19 protein-coding genes are annotated in these 18,420 nt (G+C 66.0%); 4 read left to right on the top strand and 15 right to left on the bottom strand.

Annotated features, from left to right (window positions below; translation table 11 throughout):
- The first annotated feature begins 1 nt into the window (after window position 1).
- A complete protein-coding gene (gene argS / locus EOHIBHHM_RS05040) occupies window positions 2-1,762 on the top strand; it encodes an arginine--tRNA ligase (protein WP_497255215.1) in 1,761 nt (586 codons plus the stop codon).
- Between the two features lie 194 nt (window positions 1,763-1,956).
- Here argS and EOHIBHHM_RS05045 read toward each other — a convergent pair whose 3' ends face one another.
- Window positions 1,957-3,234 (bottom strand): nucleotide-binding protein, encoded by a 1,278-nt coding sequence (locus EOHIBHHM_RS05045; RefSeq protein WP_497255217.1) that lies wholly within the window; start codon window positions 3,232-3,234, stop codon window positions 1,957-1,959.
- 170 nt (window positions 3,235-3,404) lie between these two features.
- Here EOHIBHHM_RS05045 and prf1 point away from each other — a divergent pair, with 170 nt between their 5' ends.
- Window positions 3,405-4,655 carry a peptide chain release factor aRF-1 gene (gene prf1 / locus EOHIBHHM_RS05050; RefSeq protein ID WP_497255219.1) on the top strand — a complete coding sequence of 417 codons (1,251 nt, stop codon included), beginning with the start codon at window positions 3,405-3,407 and terminating at the stop codon, window positions 4,653-4,655.
- A gap of 23 nt (window positions 4,656-4,678) precedes the next feature.
- On the opposite strand, the gene EOHIBHHM_RS05055 is transcribed toward prf1, so the two are convergent.
- The 12 genes from EOHIBHHM_RS05055 to ahaH form a co-directional block, all read right to left on the bottom strand.
- Window positions 4,679-4,828 (bottom strand): hypothetical protein, encoded by a 150-nt coding sequence (locus tag EOHIBHHM_RS05055; protein ID WP_497255221.1) that lies wholly within the window; start codon window positions 4,826-4,828, stop codon window positions 4,679-4,681.
- A 64-nt stretch (window positions 4,829-4,892) separates the two neighbouring features.
- Window positions 4,893-5,435, bottom strand: a complete 543-nt coding sequence (locus EOHIBHHM_RS05060) for a DUF7344 domain-containing protein (protein WP_497255223.1) — start codon at window positions 5,433-5,435, stop codon at window positions 4,893-4,895.
- A gap of 108 nt (window positions 5,436-5,543) precedes the next feature.
- Window positions 5,544-5,930, bottom strand: coding sequence for a DUF6276 family protein (locus EOHIBHHM_RS05065; protein ID WP_497255225.1), 387 nt, complete (start codon window positions 5,928-5,930; stop codon window positions 5,544-5,546).
- 21 nt (window positions 5,931-5,951) lie between these two features.
- A complete protein-coding gene (locus EOHIBHHM_RS05070) occupies window positions 5,952-6,647 on the bottom strand; it encodes a V-type ATP synthase subunit D (RefSeq protein WP_497255227.1) in 696 nt (231 codons plus the stop codon).
- A gap of 29 nt (window positions 6,648-6,676) precedes the next feature.
- Entirely contained in the window at window positions 6,677-8,089 is a 1,413-nt protein-coding gene (locus EOHIBHHM_RS05075) for an ATP synthase subunit B (RefSeq protein ID WP_497255229.1), read from the bottom strand.
- On the bottom strand, window positions 8,089-9,852 hold the full coding sequence (locus EOHIBHHM_RS05080) for an ATP synthase subunit A (protein WP_497255231.1): 1,764 nt from the start codon (window positions 9,850-9,852) through the stop codon (window positions 8,089-8,091). Before EOHIBHHM_RS05080 ends, EOHIBHHM_RS05075 begins: the two co-directional genes overlap by 1 nt.
- A gap of 2 nt (window positions 9,853-9,854) precedes the next feature.
- A complete protein-coding gene (locus EOHIBHHM_RS05085; protein ID WP_497255233.1) occupies window positions 9,855-10,175 on the bottom strand; it encodes a V-type ATP synthase subunit F in 321 nt (106 codons plus the stop codon).
- Window positions 10,172-11,218: a V-type ATP synthase subunit C gene (locus EOHIBHHM_RS05090; protein WP_497255235.1), complete on the bottom strand. Its 1,047-nt coding sequence runs from the start codon at window positions 11,216-11,218 to the stop codon at window positions 10,172-10,174. Before EOHIBHHM_RS05090 ends, EOHIBHHM_RS05085 begins: the two co-directional genes overlap by 4 nt.
- Window positions 11,215-11,796 carry a V-type ATP synthase subunit E gene (locus EOHIBHHM_RS05095; protein ID WP_497255237.1) on the bottom strand — a complete coding sequence of 194 codons (582 nt, stop codon included), beginning with the start codon at window positions 11,794-11,796 and terminating at the stop codon, window positions 11,215-11,217. Before EOHIBHHM_RS05095 ends, EOHIBHHM_RS05090 begins: the two co-directional genes overlap by 4 nt.
- A 22-nt stretch (window positions 11,797-11,818) precedes the next feature.
- Window positions 11,819-12,070, bottom strand: coding sequence for an ATP synthase subunit C-like protein (locus tag EOHIBHHM_RS05100; RefSeq protein ID WP_089822319.1), 252 nt, complete (start codon window positions 12,068-12,070; stop codon window positions 11,819-11,821).
- A 199-nt stretch (window positions 12,071-12,269) separates the two neighbouring features.
- A complete protein-coding gene (locus EOHIBHHM_RS05105; protein ID WP_497255239.1) occupies window positions 12,270-14,432 on the bottom strand; it encodes a V-type ATP synthase subunit I in 2,163 nt (720 codons plus the stop codon).
- Window positions 14,419-14,751 carry an ATP synthase archaeal subunit H gene (gene ahaH / locus EOHIBHHM_RS05110; RefSeq protein ID WP_497255241.1) on the bottom strand — a complete coding sequence of 111 codons (333 nt, stop codon included), beginning with the start codon at window positions 14,749-14,751 and terminating at the stop codon, window positions 14,419-14,421. Before ahaH ends, EOHIBHHM_RS05105 begins: the two co-directional genes overlap by 14 nt.
- Before the next feature lie 145 nt (window positions 14,752-14,896).
- Here ahaH and EOHIBHHM_RS05115 point away from each other — a divergent pair, with 145 nt between their 5' ends.
- Both EOHIBHHM_RS05115 and EOHIBHHM_RS05120 read left to right on the top strand, forming a co-directional pair.
- Window positions 14,897-15,700, top strand: coding sequence for a helix-turn-helix transcriptional regulator (locus tag EOHIBHHM_RS05115; protein ID WP_497255243.1), 804 nt, complete (start codon window positions 14,897-14,899; stop codon window positions 15,698-15,700).
- Window positions 15,701-15,764: 64 nt separating this feature from the next.
- Complete coding sequence (locus tag EOHIBHHM_RS05120) at window positions 15,765-16,388, top strand: methyltransferase domain-containing protein (RefSeq protein ID WP_497255245.1); 624 nt, start codon at window positions 15,765-15,767, stop codon at window positions 16,386-16,388.
- A gap of 25 nt (window positions 16,389-16,413) precedes the next feature.
- On the opposite strand, the gene EOHIBHHM_RS05125 is transcribed toward EOHIBHHM_RS05120, so the two are convergent.
- On the bottom strand, window positions 16,414-16,884 hold the full coding sequence (locus EOHIBHHM_RS05125) for an archaellin/type IV pilin N-terminal domain-containing protein (protein WP_497255247.1): 471 nt from the start codon (window positions 16,882-16,884) through the stop codon (window positions 16,414-16,416).
- A 66-nt stretch (window positions 16,885-16,950) separates the two neighbouring features.
- Entirely contained in the window at window positions 16,951-18,309 is a 1,359-nt protein-coding gene (locus EOHIBHHM_RS05130; protein WP_497255249.1) for a DUF7096 domain-containing protein, read from the bottom strand.
- Window positions 18,310-18,420 lie beyond the last annotated feature (111 nt).

Raw genomic sequence — 18,420 nt, forward strand, 5'->3', positions numbered from 1 at the left:
CATGTTCAGAGCGTTCCGTAACGAGGTCGAGGCCGCCCTCGCCGACGCGCTGTCGGCGATGGAGCTGCCGACCGACGACCTCGGCGTGGAGGAGCCGCCAGAAGACGTCCCGGCGACACTCGCATCCAGCGTGGCGTTCCGCCTCGCCAGCGAGGTCGGCGCACCGCCGCCGAAGATCGCCGTCGACATCGCCGACCACGTCTCCGTCGCGGAGTACGACTACATCGACCACGTCGACACCGGCGGGCCGTACGTCAACTTCCACACCACGGAGAAGTATCTGGCCGACACGCTCGCCGCCGCCGGCGACGACGAGTACGGCCGACTCCCCGACAAGGGGGAGTCCGTCGTCGTCGAACACACCAGCGCCAACCCCACTGGTCCGGTTCACGTCGGCCGCGCGCGCAACCCGATCCTGGGCGACGCCGTCGCCAACGTCGTCGACTTCGCCGGCTACGACGTCGAACGCCACTACTACGTCAACGACGCCGGCCGTCAGATGGCCGTCTTCACGTGGGCCTACGAGACCTTCGACGAGGAGGACCTCGACTCGGAACCCGAGCGCGACCGCGTCGAATACGACCTCGTGCGCTACTACCGCAAGGGGAATCAGGTACTGGAGGAGGGCGACCCCGAGGAGGTCGAGGCCGCCGAGGCCGAGATCGCCGAGATCCTCCAGGGGCTCGAGGAGGGCGACGAGGAGACGTACGCCCGCGTCGAGACCGTCGTCGATCAGGTGCTCTCGGGGATGAAGGAGTGTCTCGCCCGTCTCCCCGCCGAGTTCGACGAGTTCGTGAAGGAGACGACGTTCATGTTCGACGGCTCCACCCAGGAGGTGGCTCAGCGCCTGAAAGACAGCGAGTACGCCGTCCTCGAGGAGGAGGCGTGGCAGCTCGAACTCGACGAGTGGGACATCGAGAAGAAGCTCGTCTTCCTGCGCTCTGACGGTACCTCCCTCTATACGACGCGTGACCTCGCCCACCACGAGTGGAAGTTCGAGAACTTCGACCGGGCGGTGACCGTACTGGGCGAGGACCACAAACTGCAGGCCGAACAGCTCAAAGCCGCCCTCGAGATCCTCGGCAACGACGTCGACAAGCTCGACCACGCCATCTACTCGTACGTCAACCTCCCGGAGGGGAAGATGTCGACCCGCGCGGGGACGGGCGTCGACCTCGACGACCTGCTCGACGAGGCGGTCGACCGCGCCCGCGACGAGGTGGAGAAACGCCTCGACTCGCGCATCCGCGACGACGAGTTGGACGAAGACGACATCGAGCGCATCGCCCACCAGGTCGGGATCGGCGCGGTTCGGTACGACATCGTCTCCAAACAGCCGACGAAGGCGATCACCTTCGAGTGGGACCGCGCGCTCGACTTCGAGGCGCAGTCCGCGCCGTACGTCCAGTACGTCCACGCCCGCTGTTGCGGCATCCTCGACGAGGCCGAGGCGGCGGGCGTCGAACCGACCGACGTCGACCCCGCGGTGCTGTCGACGGAGGCCGAGGAGGAGCTGCTGCGGACCATCGCGCGCTTCCCCGCCGTCGTCGAGGGGGCCGCCGACGATCTCGAACCGCACACCGTCGCCACCTACACCCGGGAGTTCGCCGAGGCGTTCAACGGCTTCTACCGCGAGTGCTCCGTCCTGAACGCCGACGACGAGGCCACCAAGCGTGCCCGCCTCGCACTCGTCGACGCGTCGCGGCACACCGTCGCCAACGCGCTGTCGCTACTCGGCGTGGCAGCGCCCGACTCGATGTGAGAACGGCTCGTCCGGACTACGCGACGATGAGGCTCCCGCCGACGGCGTAGACCATGGCGGCACCGAGTCCGAGCGCGAGCAGCAGAAACAGTGCGATCCACCAGAACGAGACCGATTCGTTGTTAGCCATACCGGCAATCCGACCACACGGCTAAAAGAACTTCCCGTTTCAGCACGCGGGAGCGCGAGCGAGTTCACCCCAGCAGGCGACCCAAGAAGCCCGAGCGGTCGTCGTCGCCCTCGTCTTCGTCCGATCCCGTCTCGTCGGCCGCCGCCTCCTCAGACTCCGCTTCGACCGTCACCTCGTCCGCTCCCTCGTCGGTCGCCTCGGTCGAAGACGCCTCCGCCTCGTCGACGAGCGACGTCGTGTAGACACCGTCGTCGGGGGCGTCGGCCTCGCCGTCCACCGTCGGCGACGACCCGTCCTCGGCGTCGGGGACGAGCGTCTCCTCGTCGTCCGCCGCGTCGCCGTCGTCCGCGAACGGGACGGCTTCGACGTCCGAGTCGTCCTCGCTCTCGTCGGTTCCCGCGGAGTCGACCGTATCGGCGTCCGACTCGGGAACGTCGCCGACCTCTGTGGCGTCCGACTCGGGAACGTCGCCGTCCACGCCGGCCGCCGCGTCGTCGGCAACGGCGGTCTCCGCCTCGCTACCGGTGTCGGTCTCCACGCGGTCGACTGCGCCTCCTGCGTCGACCGCCGAGCCGCCGGTCGCCGATTCGTCGACCACGTCCGTCTCGGTCGTCTCGGGCGACTCGACGTCCGGTTCGGGGATCGGTTCGTCGGTCACTGCGCGAGCGAGTCGTCGGTACGCCGCCGCGACCGGGCTCGCCGGGTCGCTCTCGACGAGCGCGTCGCCGGTCGCGGTCGCCTCGGCGACGACCGGACTGGTCGGCACCGTCGCGAGCAGGGGTGCGTCGACGCCGTCTGTCGGGAGATCGGCGTCCGGGACGTCGGCGTCGACCTGCGTGACCACGAGGCCGACGACGGAGCCGTCGAGGCGGTCGACGACCTGACGCGTCTTCTCCGTGTCGCCGACGGCGTTCGGCGTCGTGTCGGTGACCAAGAGCACGTCGTCCGCGAGACCGAGCGGGAGCACCGTGTCGTGGCTCAGTCCGGCACCCGTATCCAACAGCACGTAGTCGGCGTCCGCGAACGCCTCGAGGACGGTGCGGAGCCTCGCGAGGTCGGCGTCGGGAAACGCCGTCAGATCGGTGTCGCCGGGGACGACCGAGAGCCCGGCGGGTCCCTCGACGGTCGCCGCCGCGGCGTCCGCCCGTCCCGCGAGGAGGTCGTGGACGGTCGCCCCGTCGGCGTCGACACCGAGCGTCGCTCCGAGGTTCGCCATCCCGAGATCCGTGTCGACGGCGACGACGTCGTACCCCGCCGCCGCGAGCGTCGTTCCGAGCGCCGCCGTCGTCGTCGTCTTGCCGACGCCACCTTTCGCGCTGGCGACTGCGATTACCCGAGCCATAGTTGAGTTATCTGTGAGTCCCACGACGTGCATATAAATGTAGTTTTTACAGAGTGACATGATACAAAGAAAGTCTCTTCGAGAGATGATTTGGTGCGGTCGGCGCGCTTCACCGTCACGAGCGACGACAGTCAAAGGTTACTTAGCCACTGGCCGGGCTAGTATCGACAATGAGTAGTGACGCCGAGGATGCGGGCGAGGACCGACGGAAGTACGAGTTCCGGAAGGTCATCGAGGAGTTGCAGGAGTACGAGGGCTCCGGCACCCAGCTCGTCACCATCTACATCCCCGAGGACAAACAGATCTCCGACGTCGTCGCCCACGTGACCCAAGAGCACAGCGAGGCGGCGAACATCAAGTCCAAACAGACGAGGACGAACGTCCAGGACGCACTGACGAGCATCAAAGACCGTCTCCGCTACTACGACACGTTCCCCCCCGAGAACGGCATCATCATCTTCTCCGGTGCCGTCGACAGCGGCGGCGGGCAGACCGAGATGGTGACGAGGACGATGGAGAGTCCGCCACAGCCCGTCGAGTCGTTCCGATATCACTGTGACTCGGCGTTCCTCACGGAGCCGCTCGAGGAGATGCTGGCCGACAAGGGACTGTTCGGCCTCATCGTCCTCGACCGCCGCGAGGCAAACGTCGGGTGGCTGAAGGGCAAGCGCGTCGAGCCCGTCAAGTCGGCCTCGTCGCTCGTCCCCGGCAAACAGCGGAAAGGTGGTCAGTCCGCCCAGCGTTTCGCCCGTCTGCGACTGGAGGCCATCGACAACTTCTATCAGGAGGTCGCCGAGATGGCCGACGACCTGATGGTCGCGAAGCGCCACGAACTCGACGGCATCCTCGTCGGCGGCCCGTCGCCGACGAAAGACGAGTTCCTCGACGGCGGCTATCTCCACCACGAGCTCCAAGACAAGGTCGTCGGCAAGTTCGACATCTCCTACACCGACGAGTCCGGGCTCTACGACCTCGTCGACGCCGCACAGGAGGTGCTCGCCGACCAGGAGGTGATGAAGGACAAATCCCAGATGGAGGAGTTCTTCGAGAAGCTCCACCAGGGCAACGAGGCCACCTACGGGTTCGAGCCGACCCGGAAGAACCTCGTCATGGGCTCTGTCGACCGGCTCTTGCTCTCGGAGGACCTGCGAAGCGACGTCGTCGTCTACGACTGTCCGAACGGGCACGAGGAGTTCGAGGTCGTCGACAGCCGCCACAAGACGCCGGACCACACCTGTTCGGAGTGCGGCGAACCGACCGAGATGCGCGAACGCGAGGACGTGATCGAACATCTGATGAGCATCGCCGAACAGCGCGGTACCGAGACGAAGTTCATCAGCACGGACTTCGAGAAGGGCGAACAGCTGATGGACGCCTTCGGTGGCATCGCGGGGATCCTCCGGTACTCGACCGGCGTCTAAAGCCGCCGATCGCTCGCCTGACGCTACAGGAGAGCAGAGAGAACCGTCAGGAGCGCCACGAGATACGCCAGCGTGACCAGCGTGTTCCGTCTCGGCGTCCCGACGTACAGGCCGGGAACGTACCGGCAGAGCGGAACTGAGATGGCTGTCCAGCGCGGTCGTGTGCGAACCATACCTCCGATACGGGGAACGGTGCCTAAGCTAATTGCCGATTAATCTCGACGTTCGACGAGATCGTCACCGCAGTTGCGAGAGTCGCTCGGTGAACGCGGATGACTGGGTCGCGAGGTGGTAGGTCGCCGAGACGACGAACGCGACGAGGACGGCCGTCGTCCAGACCGCGGCGTCGACCGCACTGACCGTCGGAACGCCCAGCGAGTGCGCGACGACGAGCAACAGGCCGAGCACACCGAGTCCGAGATAGAACTCCGCCCACGAGATGTCGTTCTCCGGGACCACCTCCATGTAGACGGTGACGTCGTCGACGGCCGCCGCCAGACTGATCTCCTTCGTCTCGTCGTCGTAGTCGACGACGCCCAACTCCTCCAACTTCGGGAGGTGCGTCTGGTGGAGCGAGACGTAGACGCTCTGACGGACGTTCCGCGGCGCGGGCCGTTCGCCCGTCTCGGCGGTCGCGATGGTCTCCGAGAGGTCACGGACCGACAGCGGTTCGCCCTGGTCACACAGCGATTCGATGACGTGGCGGCGGCGGTCGTTGCGAAGGATGTCGTGGATCTCTGTACGCTCGAGCGTGTCGGAACGGGTCGTGACGGTCGACATCTCCTGTCTCCGTCTGCGTCGCTGACTACCATTACGTCGACGCCTGAACGGGTGGCTCAGAAGGTGACCGCTCCGGTAAAAGTATTTCTAGATTAACAAGACCGTCGCTCACTCGAGGAGCTGAGAGAGCTGGTCGCGCCGTCGGTCGAGGTCGACGTACGGCTCCGGAACGGTTCCGGAGAGCCGATCGAGCGTCAGGAACACGTCGGCACCGTGCCGTTCGGCCTCCTCGGCGACCGCCTCGATGGCCCGTCGGTTGAGCGCCAGCGAGTCGAGCAACCCGCAGAGGAGCGCGAGTGCGACCCCGGCGTCGCCGCTCGGGAACGACGGCGAGAGCGCGTCGAACGATGGGTCCGCCGGACCCGTCTCGGCGGCCGTGACTCGGAGACAGCGCGGACAGACGGTCGCCGCGGGAGACGTCTCTGGGGCGTACTCGCGGAGCGACGGCGGAACGGCGAACGCGACAGTCTCGACAGAACAGTGGGGACAGTGCATCGCCAAAAGCGAGTGAAGCGACTAGTCGTCGGCCGTGACGGCTTCGACGTCCGCCGTCTCGGCTGCTTCGGCCTCTTTGTCGGCCTTCTCCTCTTCTTCCTTCTTCGCTTTGATCTTCTTCAGCCGGAAGATCTCCTCGCGTTCCTGCTCTTCGAGCTTCTGCTCGATGTACTCCTGGTTCTCGTACAGCTCGGGCAGGAGCTTGAACTCGAGGGCGTTGACACGACGCTTCGTCGTCTCGATCTCCTCGAGCATCTTCTTCATCGCCGTCTCGACCTCCGCCGCGAGGATGATGCTCTCCAGCAGTTCCTCGTAGGCTTCGGCGGCCTCGTCGATGCGTGCGCTCGTTCCGAGCAGCCCGTAGCCACGCTGGTCGAGGCTCTTTCTGACCCGGCTGGACTCGATCTCCGGCACGACGACGCCCATGATGTTCTTCGACTGCGTCGTGATCTCCGGATGCTCCTTGAGCGCGGCGGCAGCACCGCGGACCGCGACGTCACCCTCCATGGCGCGTGCCATGTTGAGCGTCCGCTGGGCCTCCTCGTAGTTCTGACTCAGCCCCGCCCGCACGTCCTGTGCCTGGTCGAGGATGTCCATGAACTCCATAATGAGGCCGTCACGCTTCTGTTCGAGCGTGTCGTGGCCCCGCTCGGAGAGGTCGATACGATCCTCGATCTCCATCAGTTCCTTGCGGGTTGGTTTGACGTCTTTGGCCATGCTTTGGTCCTCCTAGTGGGCGAAGGCGTTTAAGCCTCCGCCTCGACCGTCTCTTTCTCCTCGTGGTAGTACTTCTCGATGAGCTCCTCGTCGACGCGGTTGAGCTCCGACTTCGGGAACATCGAGAGTAGTTCCCAGCCGATGTCGAGCGTCTCGTCGATGGTCCGGTCCGTGTCGAACCCCTGGTCGACGAACTCTTCCTCGAAGCGCTCGGCGAAGTCGAGGTAGATGTTGTCACGCTCGCTGAGTGCTTCGCGACCGACGATGTTCACCAGGTCGCGGAGGTCCTCACCCTCTGCGTACGCGGCGTACATCTGGTCGGAGACGTCGGCGTGGTCCTCGCGGGTGAGCCCCTCGCCGATCCCGTCGTCCATCAGCCGCGAGAGGCTGGGCAGCGGGTTGATCGGAGGTTCGATCCCCTGGCTGTTGAGTGCGCGGTCGATGTAGATCTGCCCCTCGGTGATGTACCCCGTCAGGTCGGGGATCGGGTGGGTGTCGTCGTCACCGGGCATGGTGAGGATGGGGATCTGCGTGACAGAGCCCTCACGTCCCTCGATACGACCGGCGCGCTCGTAGAGCTGTGCCAGGTCGGTGTACATGTAGCCGGGGTAGCCACGACGACCCGGCACCTCCTCACGTGCGGCACCGATCTCGCGGAGCGCCTCACAGTAGTTGGTCATGTCCGTCAGGATGACGAGCACGTGGTAGTCCTTCTCGAAGGCGAGGTACTCGGCCGTGGTGAGCGCGAGACGCGGCGTGACAGTCCGCTCGACTGCGGGGTCGTCCGCGAGGTTCATGAAGACGACAGAGCGCTCGAGTGCACCGGTGCGTTCGAAGTCCTCCATGAACTCGTTCGCCTCTTCGGCCGTGATCCCCATCGCGCCGAAGATGACGGCGAACTCGCTGTCCTCGTCGTCGTCACCCTTCTCGTCCTCCGGCACCGTCGCCTGACGGGCGACCTGAAGTGCCAGATCGTTGTGCGGGAGCCCCGACGCCGAGAAGATCGGCAGTTTCTGTCCGCGAACGAGCGTGTTCATGCCGTCGATGGCCGAGACGCCCGTCTGGATGAACTCCTCGGGGTACTCTCGGGAGTACGGGTTGATCGCGGCGCCGACGATGTCGTGTCGTTCGTCGGGGACGATCTCCGGGCCGCCGTCGATCGGCTGACCCGACCCGTCGAGGACCCGCCCGAGGAGGTCCTCGGTGACGGGCATCTTCAGCGTCTCGCCAAGGAACTTGACGGACGCGTTTCGGTCGATACCGGTGGTGCCCTCGAACACCTGGATGGCGACGACGCCCTCCGAGGATTCGAGCACCTGGCCACGCTTGGTCTCGCCGTTCGGCGTCTCGATTTCGACGATCTCGTCGTAACCGATCGCCTCGTCGACTTCGGCGAACACCAGCGGACCGCTGATCTCGGTGATGGTCTGGTACTCTTTCATTAGTAGAGCTCCCGAAGCTGCTCGGTGATCTCGTCTTTGAGTTCCGCGACGTACGCCTCGTAGTCCTCCTGGACGCCGATACGGTTCAGCCGCGGCGCGGCCTCGATGGCGATGAGCTCCTCGACGGGGACGCCCGCGTCGAGTGCCTTCTTCGCCTCGTCGTTGAACGTGTGGATCGCCGTCAGGATGAGGTACGTCTTCTCCGGCGGACAGAAGGTGTCCGTCGGGTGGAACGCGTTCTGCTGGAGGTACGCCTCACGGAGGTAGCGGGCCACCTCGAGGGTGAGCTGCTGGTCCTCCGGCAGGGCGTCCTTCCCGACGAGCTGGACGATCTCCTGCAGTTCGTCCTCCTCGTCGAGGATGTCGACCGCCCACTGGCGCTCCTCGGGCCAGTCGTCGCGGACGTTCTCGATGAACCACGGGTCGAGTTGGTTCCGGTAGAGCGAGTACGACTCGTTCCAGTTGATCGCCGGGAAGTGCCGACGCTCTGCGAGGTCGGCGTCGAGCGCCCAGAACGTCTTGACGATGCGCAGCGTGTTCTGGGTGACCGGCTCCGAGAAGTCGCCGCCCGGCGGCGACACGGCACCGATCGCGGAGACCGACCCCTCGGTCCCGTTGATGTTCTCGAAGTAGCCGGCGCGCTCGTAGAACTCGGAGAGACGTGCCGAGAGGTAGGCGGGGTAGCCCTCCTCGCCGGGCATCTCTTCGAGACGCGAGGAGATCTCGCGCATGGCCTCTGCCCACCGCGAGGTGGAGTCGGCCATCAGTGCGACGTCGTAGCCCATGTCGCGGTAGTACTCCGCGATGGTGATCCCCGTGTAGATACAGGACTCGCGGGCGGCGACGGGCATGTTCGACGTGTTGGCGATGAGCGACGTCCGGGCCATCAGCGGGTTGCCGGTCGTCGGGTCTTCGAGTTCCGGGAAGTCCTCGATGACCTCGGTCATCTCGTTGCCACGCTCACCACAGCCGACGTAGACGATGATGTCGGCGTCGGCGTACTTCGCGAGCTGGTGCTGCGTAACGGTCTTGCCCGACCCGAACGGACCGGGGATGGCGGCCGTCCCGCCCTTCGCGATGGGGAACAGCCCGTCGAGGATGCGCTGCCCGGAGACGAGCGGTTCGCGGGGCGTCATCTTCGTCTCCGACGGACGCGCCTCGCGCACCGGCCACTCCTGGTGCATCGTGATCTCTTCGCCGGTGTCGAGTTCCGCGACGACCTCTTTGACGGTGAACTCGCCTGCCTCGATGGAGGTGATCTCGCCGCCTTCGAACGTCGGCGGGACGAGCACCTTGTGCTCGATGGTGACCGTCTCCGGAACGGTGCCGATGACGTCACCGGGGGCGACCTCGTCGCCCTCCTCGACGGTGGGGACGAACTCCCACTGCTTGTCCATCTCGATGCCGGGTGCGTCGACACCGCGGTCGAGATACGGACTGTTCATCTTCTCTTCCAGCACGTCCAGCGGGCGCTGGACACCGTCGTAGATGCTGTCCAGCAGTCCGGGACCGAGGTCGACCGTCAGCGGTTCGCCCGTGTTCTCGACGGGTTCGCTGGGGCCGACGCCGGAAGTCTCCTCGTACACCTGAATGGTCGTGAGGTCGCCCTCGATCTCGATGACCTCGCCCATCAGCCCTTCGTCACCGACGTACACGACGTCGTTCATCCGGGCGTCAAGGTCGCGGGCGGTCACGACCGGACCACTCACACTCTGAATGACACCGTCCTCACGAACGGTCTCTTGCTGTGTTGCCTGACTCATAGTTATTCGTCCATTAGGTCGATACCGATTGCTCGCTTGATCTGCTCGCGCAGGCCGCTGCTGCCCGCGTCACCGCCGAGGGTGACGAGCGTCGGCTCGATACTCGTCTCGACCGACTTCCGGACCGTCCGGGAGAGATGGTCGAGATCCGACGCCTGCATCACGACGATGCCGACGTCCTCGTTCGCGAGCGTTCGCTCGACGGCGTCGTCGAGCTGCTCGTCTTTCTCCTCCTCGGGGACGTTCTCGAACTTCCGAACGCCCGCGAGGCGGAACCCGGTGGTGAAGTCGGGGCTGCCGATGACGGCGATCTCCTGACTCATAGTATCACCAGCTCCTGTTCGATCTCGTTCTCGTCGAGCCCGGCCTCGCGGCCACGGGCGATCGCACGGATGTTCTCTACCTCACGCTCCTTGGCGAGGATATACGAGATGATCGGCCCGATCGACAGCGGGAAGATAGAACCGAGCGTGTCGGAGTACTCCAACAACGCCGCTTCGAGGGCGCGTTCGAAGCCGATGAGGCTGTCTGCCTCCTCGAGTTCGTTGAGCGCGACGGACAGTTCGTCGCCGTACGTACTCTCTCGGATGCGCGTCACCAGCTCGTCGGGGTTGGCCGCGAGCTGCGACAGTTCGGTCGCGCTGAACAGTTTGCCACCCTCGATGTAGTACTCCGAGGGGTCGATGTCGGCACCGCTGCGAGCGAGTCGGAGCGCGTTCCGTGCGTTCCGGAAGTCGATCTCCGCTTCGAGGAACTCGCGGTACTGCTGTGTCGCCTCGTCGACGACGAGCCCTTCGAGCAGTCGCTCGTAGAACGCGCGGTCGACGGCGTTCTCGAGGGGGACGAGCACGTCCGTCTCCTCGTAGTCCTCGTAGGCGTCCGACAGTAGGTCGCCGAAGATCGTCCCCTGCAGCATCGTGACGACCTCCTCGATGGTGCTCGCATCGAGCAGGCGTTCGAGGAAGCGGTCGTCGAACTCGCCGGCGCGGATCAGGTCCACGTCGATCGACTCGCGGTCGATGTCGGCGTAGATGCCACGGATGATCGTCTTGACGTTCCACGCGTCGAACTTCCGGAGGTACCGAGCGATGAGGTCGTACAGCCGACCCTCTGCCCAGTCGAGGATGTCGTCGAACTGCTTCGCGAGGTTGCGGTTCAGCGCGTACTCGATGAGGTCGACGCCGGAGTATCTGCTCCCGAGCGCGTTGATCTCCTCTTCGTACTCCGACTCCTCCATGAAGCGGGCGATCTCGGCCGGACCCATGCGGGTCAGCTTGCGGTACTCCTCGTCGCTGAACAGGGCGCCGCGTCGTGCACGGACGCGGGCGTTGACGTACTCCGGGTTCGCGCTTCCGGACGTACTCATTGGTCGAACAGTCGGGTGCTCAGTTCCTTCAGGTTCTCCTCCCAGACGTCTTCGAGGACGGAGTCGAAGGTGTTGTTCACACGGACGCGCGAGGACGTACTCTCGACGACGACGCCGCCGAGACAGTCGTACTCGCCGGCGAAGCTGTACCCGTCGTAGTCGGCGAGGATCTTCGTGAGGAGCGTCTCGTCGGTGGCGCGACCGTACACCTGTACCGTCGCGCCCTCGTCGAACTCCTCGCTGGCGGCGTCGAGCAGACTCCGGGTGAGGGCTTCGCGCTTCTGACCGCTCAACGCAGCGAGTTCCGCTTCGGCCTGCTCGCGCACCTGCTGGAGCACGTCGCGACGTGCCTCCAGACGCTGCTGTTTGGCCTCGAGCTTCGCCGAGGAGAGCGTCTGTTCGCGCTCCTGGGCGATCTGCTTCTCGACGGCCGTCTCGCGCTCTTCGACGATGCGCTCGGCGTCCGCTTCGGCGTCCGCGATGATCTCCTCGGCGCGGGCCTCACCCTCGCTGCGAATCTCTTCCGCACGCGCGCGGGCTTCGTCTCGAATGTCCTCAACGACAGTATCCAAACTCATTGTGAAAGGGGAGAGAAGACGTTTAACCGACCAGGAACACGACGACGAGCGCGAGAATGACGAGCGTCTCCGGGAGGACTGTCAGAATCAGTCCACGCACGAAGAGGTCCTCGTTCTCGGCGACGGCGCCGACGGCCGCGGCACCGATTCCACGCTCAGCGTATCCTGCACCGAGGGCGGCGGCACCGACGGCGAGCGCCGCGGCGGCGGGTGCGCCGATAGCCGGTCCACTTGCTGCACTTTCCTGCATGACGATGTTGGCGAGTTCGTACATTGTTAGGTCCTCTATAGCCGTATTGGTCGTCTCCGAACGTTCGTATGTGTCCACAGGGAAGTCATAAAGCTTCCCAAAGCGTTTGACGGGAAGCAGGTCGACAGAGGCGAATATGGCCGCAACGAGCGGTGTGTGAACTCGGTGCAACCGCTCGTCGAGTTGAAAAAACCGAGAGAGACGAGGTGGTGTCGGATACCGCTCAGTCTTCGGTCGTGTACCGCCGGTCGTAGCCGAACGGCGTGTACTCGCGACCGCCACCGTCGTAGAACTTGCCGAAGAACTCCACGTACTCGAGACGCACCGTCTGCAGGCCGGCGCTCGTCACGCCGAGCACGAGCACGAGGAGGTGGCCGAGCACCAACACGAGCAGGCCGCCGACGATGCTCGCCGCACCGCCGTGCATGAGCCCGCCGAACATGATGGCCTCTGCGCCGTAGTGGTCGATGACCCACTGCGGACCGTGGTCGAGCATGAAGTGGAACTCGCCGTCGTGGCTGTATGCCCCGAAGAACAGCAGGTTGACGGTGAACGCCATCCCCGCCTTCGCCAGCAGCACCGCGGCGATCCGGGTGTACGACAGCACGTTGACGAGCACGTTCAGGAACTCGGGGAGCTCCGCCGGTTCACCGACGGCCAGCAGGCCGAGGCCGACGAAGAAGACGGCCAGTCCCGCCCAGCCGACGATAGCCGGGAACCCGTTGAAGCCCAGCGGGATGACGCCCTCCGCGGAGAACGTCGTGAACAGGAACTGCGGGGCGGTCCCCTTCGTGACGTCGCTGAGGATCCACACCCACAGGCCGTTCATCATCAGGAGCCACGAGGCGCTCTCGTACATGGCGTGCTTGAAGTCGTGCAGTTCGAGGTTCTCGACGAAGTCGAAGATCCACCCGACGTTCAGGTGGAGGATGCCGAGCAGCACGCTCACGGTGAGCCAGCCGAGCGCCCAGTCCTTCTCTGCGGGCGCGAGCCCCTTCAACATCGGCGCGTGCGACATCCCCAGCGCGCCTTCCCAGAAGTACGTCGAGATGAGGTGCAAGCCGAAGATCTCGCCGTAGAGGATCCCGAACAGCGCGGTGAAGATGCCGGCGAAGATGGTGACGCCGCCCATGCTCTTGATCCCCTGACTGTCGAAGTTCGCGTAGAGGAAGTAGCCGATGGCGGCGTAGATGAGTCCGTAGCCGAGGTCACCGATCATGAACCCGAAGAACGCCGGGAACGTCAGAAACAGGACGATCGAGGGGTCGAACTCGCGGTAGTTGGGTCGACCGACCGCGTTGACGAGCACCTCGAACGGCTTGATGACGCCCGGGTTGTTCTGGACGACCGGCGGGTCGTCTTTCTGCATCACGACGTCCGTCCCACCGTCGGCGGCGACGCCCGAACCGGTGTCGCCGACCGGTTCGCGGACGGACTCGTGACCCGTGCTCTTGAAGCTCGCGCGTTCGAGCTCCTCGACCTCGACGTGGCTGCCGACCTCCGAGTCGAGCGCGCTCGCGAACTCGCCGAACTTCGTGGTGGGGATCCACCCCTCGGCGACGAACGCGTTCTCGGTCGTCGCGAAGGAGAGCGGCGCCTCCGTCTTCTGGACGTCGATCGAGAGCTTCTCCTCGGCGGCCAGCAGGAAGCCCGCGGCGTCGAGTTTCAGCTCCTCGAGGTCGTCCTCGACCGAATCGAGCTCCGAGCGGAGCTGCTGTTTGCGGTGTCGGAGTTCGTCGACGTACTCCTCTGGGGAGGTGTCGGCCTCCGGCACCTCGAGCGTGGCGAACTCGGTGCCGACGAGCGCGTCCGCGAGGGCGTCCTCGTCGGCGCTGTCGGCGGGGCGGGCGAAGACCGCGATGACGTTCCCCTCGCCGAAGAGCTCGTACTGCTCGATCTCGTCGGCGCGAGCCAGCGCCGCGTCGACGGCGTCGCGCTTGCCGCGGCCGACCTCGACCTGTAGGGTGTCGTAGCCGGAGAGGAGATCGAGGTCGATGCCGAGCGCGGCGAACGGCGACATCGCGTCGATGCGCTCGTCGACCTCGCGGATCTCTGTCCGGAGTTCGTCGCGCCGGTCGTCGAGTTCGTTCACACGGGCGCGGACGTCTTCGAGTTCCTCCTCGAGCGCGTCGTCGGTGACGATGCGGGACGGACCCGCGTCGTCGGCGTTGACGTCGAGGATGCTCTCGATGGAGCGCACCGTGACGAGTTTGTCGGAGGCCGTCTCTGCGCCCTCCATCGGGTCGCCCGGCTGGAACTGCTCCCAACTGCCGTCGTAATCGGTGACGTCCAGCAGGTGGAGGTCGTGGACCGTCTCGATGACGTCGTCCATGAACTGCTTGGACCCCGTCACCGAGACCTTGCTCATCTGTTCAGGTCTGAGCATCCACCGCCTCCTCGAACTGTGTCAAGACGTAGTCGACCGCCGAGTCGACGTTGGACTCGGCCTGTGCGACCAGTTCCTCGCGGGCCCGGATACCCTCTTCGAGGATCTCCTCGCGGCGGGCTTCGGTCTCCGTCTCCGCCTCCGCGAGGCGTTTCTCCTCTAACTCGTCGGCCTCCTGGCGGGCCTCCTCGCGGATCTGGTCCGCCTCCTCTCGCGCCTCGGCGATGCGCTCTTCGCGCTCCGCTTTGGCGGATTCGATAATCTCGTCGGCCTCTTCCTCGGCCGTTTTAATCCGTTCGAGAACCTCTGGTCTCGGCATACTCACTAATCACTGGGAAGTAGCGTAAGCGGCGTATAAGGTGTTTGCGGAACGCTCTCAGCGAATCGTCGCTCGAACCGCCTCACCGCGGGGAGTCGGCGACGAGAGTGAGAGTTAACTTGCCGCCCCGTGAACCGGCGTGGCGATGGACGCAGACGAGTTGGCACGGTTCCTCGCCGGCTCTCCGGACCGGAGGCGGCTGCTCGCCCGACTCCGGACGAGGCCGGGCACGCCGAGCGACGTCGCCGACGCACTCGACAGCTCCCACCGGAGCGTCCAGCGGAACCTCGCGGAACTCGTCGACCGCGGCCTCGCCGAGAAACGTCGCGGCGTCTACGCGCTGACGACGGTCGGGGAACTGGTCGCCGAGCGTCACGCCGCCTACCTCGACACCCTCGACACGCTCTGTGAGTACGAACAGTTCTTCGGCCACCTCCCCGACGCCGACCACACCCCCGACCCGGAGTTGCTCTGCGACGTCGACGGGACGGTGGCGACGGCGACGTACCCGCAGGCGGCCGTCGACCACTATCTCGACGTGCTCGACTCGCGGTCGAGCAGTCGCATCCGGATGCTCTCGCCCGTCCTCAGCCGACAGTTCCACCGCGTCCACGCCGACCACGTCCTCCGGGGCGTCGACACCGACCTCGTCCTCGCTGCGGAGACCGTCGAGACGGCCCGCTCGCTGAACCCCATCGAGTTCGCGTTCGTCCTCCGCGTCGACGGCTTCCGACTCTACCGCTACCCCGACGACGTCGCCCTGGGACTCACGCTCGGCGACGACTGGGCGGTCGTCAACGCCTACGACGACGACGGGCAACTCCGAGCCTGCGTCTCGGGCGACGACCCCGAGTTCGTCGCGTGGGCGGAGACGACGTACGACCGCTATCGCTCGTCGAGCACGCGGGTCGACCCCACTTCCGGCCTCCCCTTCGGTCGAGGCGGGTAGCGCGTCGCCCGCTCGTCGCACGGAATCCGCACCGTTATGCCCCCCGACGCCGAAGCGCGAGGAAATGGGAGTCCTCGAGAACAAAGCACGGGCGCGGCTGTTCTACAAGTACCTCTCGAAGGTGTACGACCAGGTCAACCCGTTCATCTGGAACGAGGAGATGCGCGACGAGGCCCTCGAACTGCTGGATATCCAGCGCGACGACCGCGTGCTCGACGTCGGCTGCGGCACCGGGTTCGGCACCGAGGGGCTCCTGCAGTACTCCGAGGACGTCCACGGCCTCGACCAGAGCGTCCACCAGATGGAGAAGGCGTGGGAGAAGCTCGGCAAACACGATCAGGTGCGGTTCTACCGCGGCGACGCCGAGCGACTCCCGTTCAGAGACGACTCGTTCGACGTCATCTGGTCATCGGGGTCGATCGAGTACTGGCCGAACCCCGTCGACGCGCTCGAAGAGTTCCGCCGCGTCGTCAAACCCGGCCACCAGGTGCTCGTCGTCGGTCCCGACTACCCCAACTCGAGCGTCTTCCAGAAGGTCGCCGACGCGATCATGCTGTTCTACGACGAGGAGGAGGCCCAGCGGATGTTCGAGGCGGCCGGCTTCGTCGACGTCGAACACCACATCCAACAGCGGAGTCCGGGCAGCCCTCGCGCCATCACGACGGTCGCTCGAGCGCCCGAAGAGTAAGTCTCCCAATCCGCACTTCTCTCTGTCACGAAACCGTCGTCGAGAGCTGTGTGACCACGGTCCCGTCGACCGCGACCCGGACGGTCACCCGAGCACCGGGTTCGAGTGCGGGGCCGTTCGTCGACGCGAGGCGGAGACTCGTCGTCTCACCCGCCGACCACTGTCCGTCGCTGGCGACGTTGAACGGGCCCGTCGGCCCCGGGCGGAACCCCGTCGCCGAGAAGAACGGCACCGGCGGCTGGTGGTCCAGCGGCGTCCCGTCGACGCTGACGCGGACCGCGAGCCCGTCGACGGCGAGCGTCGGCCCCGCTCGGTGGGTGAACGTCAGTCGGTCGTCCGCGTCGGACGCCGACACCGCGAGTGCGACCGGGGTCGGCGTCGCCGTCTCCGCCGGTACCGACGCGAGCGCGACGCTCCCGACGGTCGCCGCGAGCGCGACGGTCACGAGCAGGAGCAGCGCGAGGCCGACAGTGGAGGAGACGGCACGGTCCGGCACGCGCCGAAGTGGGTACGGTCTTCGATAAAAAGTTCAGGACGAGGAGGGGACGAACGACGGCGGTCGTCAGAAGCCGCGGGCTGGCGGTCCGGCGAGCGACGCCGACACCGACTCCGTCTCCCCCGATCCGGTCGTCGAGTTGTTCGCTTCGCCGACCCGTCTCGGTTCGGTCGGTTCGACGCGCATGTCGACGACGGACTGCGTGCCGACCTTGATCGCCTGGACGGTGAAGTTCTCCTCCGGGGAGACGACCCACAGCGCGCCCGTGCTGTTCGTCGTCCCCACCTGAACCGGTTCGCTGTTGCTCTGTGGCGGAGTGATGAGGCTCACGTCGGCGCGGACCGGCTCACCCGTCCGAGCGTTCTCGACGGTGACGAGCATCGGCCCGCCGGGGTGGGAGGGGTAGACCGAGAGCCGGAGCCCGACGCGACTGCTGTTCAGCCGTTGGGTCGGTGGCGTCCGGTTGAGCCGCAGGGTGCGCTGCTCTTTGAAGACGCTTCCCGGCTTGTCCTTGTCGATGAAGGCCGTGAGGTCTCCCCGGCGGTACTGGATCGTCGAGATCCAGACGTCGCTCTCGCGGGCCGACCCCCCTTGGGAGTCCCAGCGCTCCCAGAGCGACGGGTAGCTCTCCCGAACCAGCGCGTCGACCTCCTCGGGGGTGAGCTGTGAGTTCGACGTCGGCACGCGACGCGACCCGTCGTACACCTCCCTGACGTAGGTGTCGTCGGCGATCGTCGACAGGGAGACGCCGGTCGTCGTGGTCTCGACGTACATCCGGGTCGGAGGAGCCTCCCCCCGGAGGACCCCGTTCGCGTGGTCGCGGACCGGTCCCCGAAGCGTCTGGAGTTCGAGCTGGATCGCGTCGATCCGGGTCTGGACGCTGAACCCGTCGATCTCCTCGGCGGCGCGACCCAGCCGCGTCGCGTTCTGCGAGAGCTGTTCGGAGGCGGTGTGGATGCGAGCGAGTTGGACGACCAACCCGGTCGTACTGAGCCCACCGGTGCTGTGGCGGACGAACGCGTCGCGCTCCTGCTGACGGAGTTCGCTCGTCCGGATCTCGACTTCGGTCAGCGCACGGCGGATGTACGCCTGCTTCTCCGCGTCGGTCTCGAGCGCGGCGAGTCGCGTCTCGGTCCGTTCGCTCGCGAGCTGTCGGGAGAGGCGAGTGTCGCGGACGGCGAGCGCCGCGCTCGCGTTCGGCCCCGGCTGGCTGAAGTTCGTCCGTCGGACGTCGCTCTCCGCGAGCGTCAGCACGTTCGTCTGCGTCCGGTTCTGTGCGACGACGGTCGAGGAGACGTCGTCGGTAGAGCCGTCGACGACGTCGTCGACGTCGGTCGGAGAGGCGGCGAGTCCGGGGAGCGTCGCCGTCCCCGTGACCGACGAGACGAGGAGGAGTACTGCGAGCAGCACGGCGCGGGGTCTCATCAGCGCGACCTTCTGCATCCACGTACTAAAAGTGGTCGGAGGGGAGTCGAGACCACAGATTCAGGCGCTGAGGCGGCCGAAACGGCCGATTTGTCGCCCGATGGAAAGCGT

It is taken from the genome of Halogranum roseipondis (genome assembly GCF_059695585.1).